Genomic DNA, 5,436 nt, shown 5'->3' with positions numbered 1-5,436 from the left:
TCAGTTCCAGGTACGTGACGTGATCGTCGATCCCGACGGCACCGAGCACGTGCGTTTCGACCGGTTCCATGCGGGCCTGCCCGTGATAGGCGGCGACGTGGTCGTCCATTCGAGCAAGGGGCAACTGAAGCAGGCCAGCGTGACCCAGCTCGCGCCGATCAACCTCGCCGGCACGATCGGCAAGGTCGGGAACCGCGCCGTGGTACGCAACGCACCCGACGTGGGCGCGACGCGCGCGAGACACATCGCGGCCGCGCGCTTCAACTCGGACGTGCGCCGCGTCGACGACGCCGAGCTGGTCGTGTTCGCACGCGACGTCACGCCGACGCTGGCCTACGCGGTACGCGTCTACGGCAAGGCAACCGACACGCATGGCGACGCCGTGCTGTACTACGTTGACGCACGCACCGGCACCGTGCTCGACGCACAGGACCTGATCAAGACCGCCGCCGCGACCGGCACCGGCCGCTCGCTGTACTACGGCAACCTGACGCTCACGACGGACCAGACCGGCACGAACGCATACCGGATGCTCGACCCGGGCCGCGGCGGCGGCTCGGTCTACGATGGTCGTGGTCTCAGCTCGGACGAAGTCGAGCAAGCGACCGACCTGCCGATCTTCACGAGCAGCACGAACGTGTGGGGCAACAACACGACCACCGACCGGCAGACCGTCGCGGCAGACATCGACTACGGGCTGGCATTGACTTGGGACTACTACAAGACCACGCACAACCGCAACGGCATCTTCAACGACGGCCGCGGCGTGAAGAGCTACGCGCACGTGGTGTTCAATACCGGCAGCGGCACGACGGGCGCGAACGCGGCATGGCTGTCGTCGCGCGTGATGGCATACGGCGACGGCGAACCTGGCACGCGCCTGCCGAAACCCGTGGTATCGGTCGACGTCGCCGGGCACGAGATGAGCCACGGCGTGACCGAAGCCACCGCCAACCTGAACTATTCGGGTGACGCGGGCGGCCTGAACGAATCGACGTCCGACATCTTCGGCACGCTCGTGAAGTTCTACGCGAACAACCCGAACGATCCCGGCAACTACGTGATCGGTGCACGCGTGGTGAGCGGCGGCCTGCGCAAGATGTACAAGCAGGACCTCGACGGCCGGTCGTTCAGCTGCTACCCGTCCGGCGGCTTCTCGTGGTCGAATCCGCGCCACGATCCGCATTTCTCGTCGGGGGTCGGCAACCGCTTCTTCTATCTGCTGTCGGAAGGCCCATCGGTGCCGTCGACCGACACCGGCCTGTCGAGAGCGCAACTGGTCTGCAACGGCGACACGACCTTCAGCGGGCTGGGTCGCGACAAGGCCGGCAAGATCTGGTACCGGACGCTGACCGTGTACCTGAACGCCAACTCGAGCTATCCGAACGCGCGGCGTGCGTCGATCCAGGCGGCAAACGACCTGTATGGCGCGAACTCGGCCGAAAGCGCGACGGTCGCGCGCGCGTGGAGTGCGGTGGGGGTGAATTGACCGTGTTTGTATGAACGCGTCGCACCCTGGAAGCCGCGTGGCGGGATTTCGCTTCGGAGAAAAGCGATTCGGCCGTAGTCATGCGGCGTTCGGGTGAATGACGGGAAGGTGCCGACCGATCGTCTGCGTATGCAGGCGGTTGGTCGGTGGATCGTGCGTCCTTGCGGTCCGACAGATGAAGGGGCGCCCGACGGGTACGCATTCCATATGCTGCCAGGCGTGCCGCCACCAACGTGGCCGGCGTATTCGCGAATCGTCCGGCCGGACGCTCCGCGTGCTCCCTTCCATCGTATCGACGGCACCGCCCAGGCAACCGGCTTCCTGAGCGAGCCGACAACGCGCTATATTCTGGTCCCAGGCGGAATGACGACGGAAGTCTCCCGCCATCGCCGCCCTTCCCCACGCGCTTCCTCACCCGAGAGAACGATAAAAATGGACCACGCGCAGTATTTCAGCCAAAGCTCGATCCAGGCCGCGAATCTTCGCCTGCACTATCTGTCACAGTTGCTGCGCGAGCAGACGGGCTCGATCGTCCAGTACGGCATCCTGCGCGGTTTTCCGATCGGCTTCAGTCACTGGGCGGAAGTCGCGGTTGGCGGCTATCTGCTCGGCACCTACGAGATCGCCGTTTGCGCGATCCTCGAAGCGCTCGGATCGCCGGAGAAGGTGTTGGTCGACCTCGGCGCCGCCGACGGGATTTTCGGCATCGGCCTGGTCAGGAACAACGTCTTTGCGCGCAGCCTGTGCTTCGAGATGGACGAGCAGCGCCGCCACGCAATCCAGCACCGCGCCGCGGAAATGGGGCTGGCGGACCGCGTCGCGGTCTTCGGCAAGGCCGATCGCGACTTGCCCGCGATTCTGTCGGAGCACGGCGGGTAGCCGGCCGGGCGGGTCATCCTGTGCGATATCGAAGGCGCGGAGTTCGACCTGTTCGACGACGCGCTGCTGGAACAGCTCTCCGGCAGCCACGTGATCATCGAAATCCACGACTTCCTGCTTTCCGACCCGGAGCAGGCCGCACGCGCATTCGACGAATTGAGCCAGCGTGCGGGCAAGTACTTCAACGTGTACGAGATCCGCGACGGGCTGCGCGACATTCGCAACATCCCGTTGCTGCGACACTGGTCGGACTGGGACGCATGGCTGATGTGCGTGGAGGCGCGCTACCGGATGATGCGGTGGCTTTGGCTCGAGCCGAAAAGCCAGCCGCGACGCGCCGATCAGGACATCGATCGCCTGATCCTCGACTACCAGCGGCGGATTTTCGCCGTTTGACGAACGCGAACCGGCACATATCGAGCGACCCCGCCCGCACCTCCCGTTTCACCGCATCACCCCGCCGCAACCAGCGGATTGAACGACGTGTCCCAGAACGGCGCGACATGGGCCGGCCCGTCCAGCACGCCGATGCGGGCAAACACGTCCGCGACCTGCTGGTGCTGCGCGACCACGTCGGGCGTCACCGGCAGCAGCGCGAAGTCTTCGCTGCGCTGGTCGAACATCGCGACGAGATCGGCAACCGGCACACGCGTCTCGCGATTCTGCGCGAGCGCATAGTCGCGGAAATGCCCGTTCGCCCACGCATACGCACGTCGAAACCGCAGCAGCAGATCGCCCGTCGCCGCGCGGCGACGCGCATCGTCGAGCGTGCGCGGATTCGCGTACACCGGAAAATTGCCCGACAGATACCCCTTCCCCGTCTTCAGCACACGGGCGTCGTAGCGATTGCGCGCGAGCTGGCCGTTGTAGCCGTAGATCGCCCACGCATCGATGTCGCCGCGATCGTACGCGGACAGCCCGTCGGTCGGCGACAGGTTGATCGGCTGGATGTCGTCGAAGGTCAGGCCGGCTTCCGCCAGCTGTCGATACAGGAAATAGTGCGACGTCGTCGCGCGCACGTAGCCGACGCGCTTGCCCTTCAGATCCGCGATGCCGCGGATCGGCGTGTCCTTGCGCGCGAGCGTGACCTGGTTGTTCAGGTCTTCGCGCACGCGCGAGATGAATCGCACGTTGGCCTTCTGGCGCGCGGCGAACACGGCCGGAATTTCGCTACCCGAACCGATATCGAGCGCGTCCGCGTTGAGTGCCTCGATATGCAGCACGCCGTTGTTCAGTTCGCGCCAGTCGATCCGGTACGGCATGTCGGCGAGCCCGGCCGCCTGCAACAGCGCGCGCCAACCGCCCTTGTAGGTCGCGACGCGCAACGTCGTGCCGGCCAGATCGGCGTCGGCGGCCGGCGCGGCGAACGCGGCCAATGGGTGCGCCGCGATGGCGGCGCCGGCAAGCAGCAGGCGGCGACGTGCCGCCGACATTGACGACATCGGATGCTCCTGTCGATCGGATGAGAAGGAAGTGAAACCGTCGCGTCAATGCAGCGCCGGAAAACCGTGGCGCTCGGCCAGCAGTTCGAGGATGCGGCGCGCGTCGGTGACGAAGCGCACGTCGCCGAGCGTCTGCGCGTCGTCCGGCGCGGGCTGGTCGCGGCCCAGCACGAGCACCGGCAGGCCCTGATGGGCGTCGTCGAGCGCGTCGATCACCGCGGGCCGCGGCCGCTCGAAGCCGACGCGCTTCACGTCGAGGCGCGCGGCGAGATCCGGCGCGCTCGCCAACAACCCCTCGATCGGCAAGCCATGCGGACAGACGAAGCGCTGGCCCGGATGCTTCGGATCGGCAAAGCCCGGTTCCAGCAGAAACAGTACATCGCGACTCATGTCGAACGGCTCCTTTCTCGTTGATCGATCCAGTCGGGAAGCGCGCGCGCCTGTGCGCCCTGCCGTTCCCGAGGCATGCCCGGCCAGCGCCGGATGCCAGACTGTACCGGCGCACCTCGCTCGGCCCTACCAACGTTTTGCGGAATCGATATGCGAACGCGCATAGCGCAACCGCCGATCGTCGCCTAGCGGTCCGTTGCGTAAACGCATCGTCATGCGAACGACGGATATTGCGGACATCGAATGATTTCATCGATCGATATGACCGTGCATGATCGTTTCCAGCGGGCGACGTTCGCGGTCCGCGCGATGCGTTCGCCGCAGCAGGCGCGCCGGATGCGATCGCGACACACCCGTCGGGCCGACGGCAACGCACATTACAAATCGGCCGCGCCGCGATTTACAAACCACGGATCGGCCGTTCATCGGCGCGTCGGTCGTCAATAGCATCGTGATCCTCGCAAACGTACTGATAAAAACAGAGGATGGTCATGATCAAAAAAACGGTGGTACTGGGTTTGGTGTCGATCGGTTCGGTCAGCGCGCAGGCGCAGAGTTCGGTGACGTTGTACGGCGTGGTCGACGCCGGCATCGCGTACACGAACAACCAGGGCGGCGCGAGCAACATCCAGCAGACGAGCGGCAAGCTGAGCGGCAGCCGCTGGGGCCTGAAAGGCGCGGAAGATCTCGGCGGCGGCCTGCAGGCGGTCTTCACGCTGGAAAGCGGGTTCCGGCCGAGCGACGGCGGGCTCGGCCAGGGCGGCCGCCTGTTCGGCCGGTCCGCGTACGTGGGCCTCGGCCAGAAAGGCCTCGGCACGCTGACGTTCGGCCGTCAGTACGAGCCGATCACCGATCTCGTCGCGCAGTATTCGGGAGCGGGTTTCTGGTCGCCGGCCACGCACGTGGGCGACAACGACAACCTGAACCAGAGCTTCCGGCTGAACAACGCGGTGAAGTTCCGCAGCGACACGATCGCCGGCTTCACCGCCGACCTGCTCTATGCGTTCAGCAACCAGGCCAATGGCGGCGCGGGCACTGGATTCTCGAACAACAACGCGTGGGGTGCATCGGCGAACTACGTGAACGGCCCGCTGTCGATCGGCGGCGGCTATGTGCGGTTCAATCATCCGAATGCGGCGTCGAATACCAGCGGCGCGGTGGGCGGCGCAACCTCGACCACCGGCAACGACTACAGCGGCGCGTTCTTCTACGGGCTGAACGGCGGCGTGCTGAAGC

At 65.8% G+C, this 5,436-nt stretch carries 6 protein-coding genes; 4 read left to right on the top strand and 2 right to left on the bottom strand.

Annotation, left to right across the window (positions count from 1 at the left end):
* The 3 genes from JMF90_RS22310 to JMF90_RS40195 form a co-directional block, all read left to right on the top strand.
* The coding region (locus JMF90_RS22310) for a M4 family metallopeptidase (RefSeq protein ID WP_201325439.1) at positions 1–1,489 on the top strand (1,489 nt) is incomplete at its 5' end.
* 207 nt (positions 1,490–1,696) lie between these two features.
* Positions 1,697–2,368: a hypothetical protein gene (locus tag JMF90_RS40200; RefSeq protein WP_236593042.1), complete on the top strand. Its 672-nt coding sequence runs from the start codon at positions 1,697–1,699 to the stop codon at positions 2,366–2,368.
* A 90-nt stretch (positions 2,369–2,458) separates the two neighbouring features.
* A complete protein-coding gene (locus tag JMF90_RS40195) occupies positions 2,459–2,764 on the top strand; it encodes a hypothetical protein (RefSeq protein WP_236593043.1) in 306 nt (101 codons plus the stop codon).
* Between the two features lie 56 nt (positions 2,765–2,820).
* Here JMF90_RS40195 and JMF90_RS22300 read toward each other — a convergent pair whose 3' ends face one another.
* On the bottom strand, positions 2,821–3,810 hold the full coding sequence (locus tag JMF90_RS22300) for an ABC transporter substrate-binding protein (protein WP_011545445.1): 990 nt from the start codon (positions 3,808–3,810) through the stop codon (positions 2,821–2,823).
* Positions 3,811–3,855: 45 nt separating this feature from the next.
* Positions 3,856–4,200, bottom strand: a complete 345-nt coding sequence (locus JMF90_RS22295; RefSeq protein ID WP_011545446.1) for a DUF3088 domain-containing protein — start codon at positions 4,198–4,200, stop codon at positions 3,856–3,858.
* Between the two features lie 491 nt (positions 4,201–4,691).
* On the opposite strand from JMF90_RS22295, the gene JMF90_RS22290 reads away from it, so the two are divergent.
* A partial coding sequence (locus JMF90_RS22290; protein WP_201325438.1) for a porin occupies positions 4,692–5,436 on the top strand: 745 nt, incomplete at its 3' end.

The sequence above is a fragment of the Burkholderia sp. E168m23 genome, from assembly GCF_016586125.1.
Classification (GTDB): domain Bacteria; phylum Pseudomonadota; class Gammaproteobacteria; order Burkholderiales; family Burkholderiaceae; genus Burkholderia; species Burkholderia orbicola.
The sequence above is the reverse complement of the archived record's forward strand: the minus strand, read 5'-3'. Positions and strand labels throughout refer to the sequence as shown.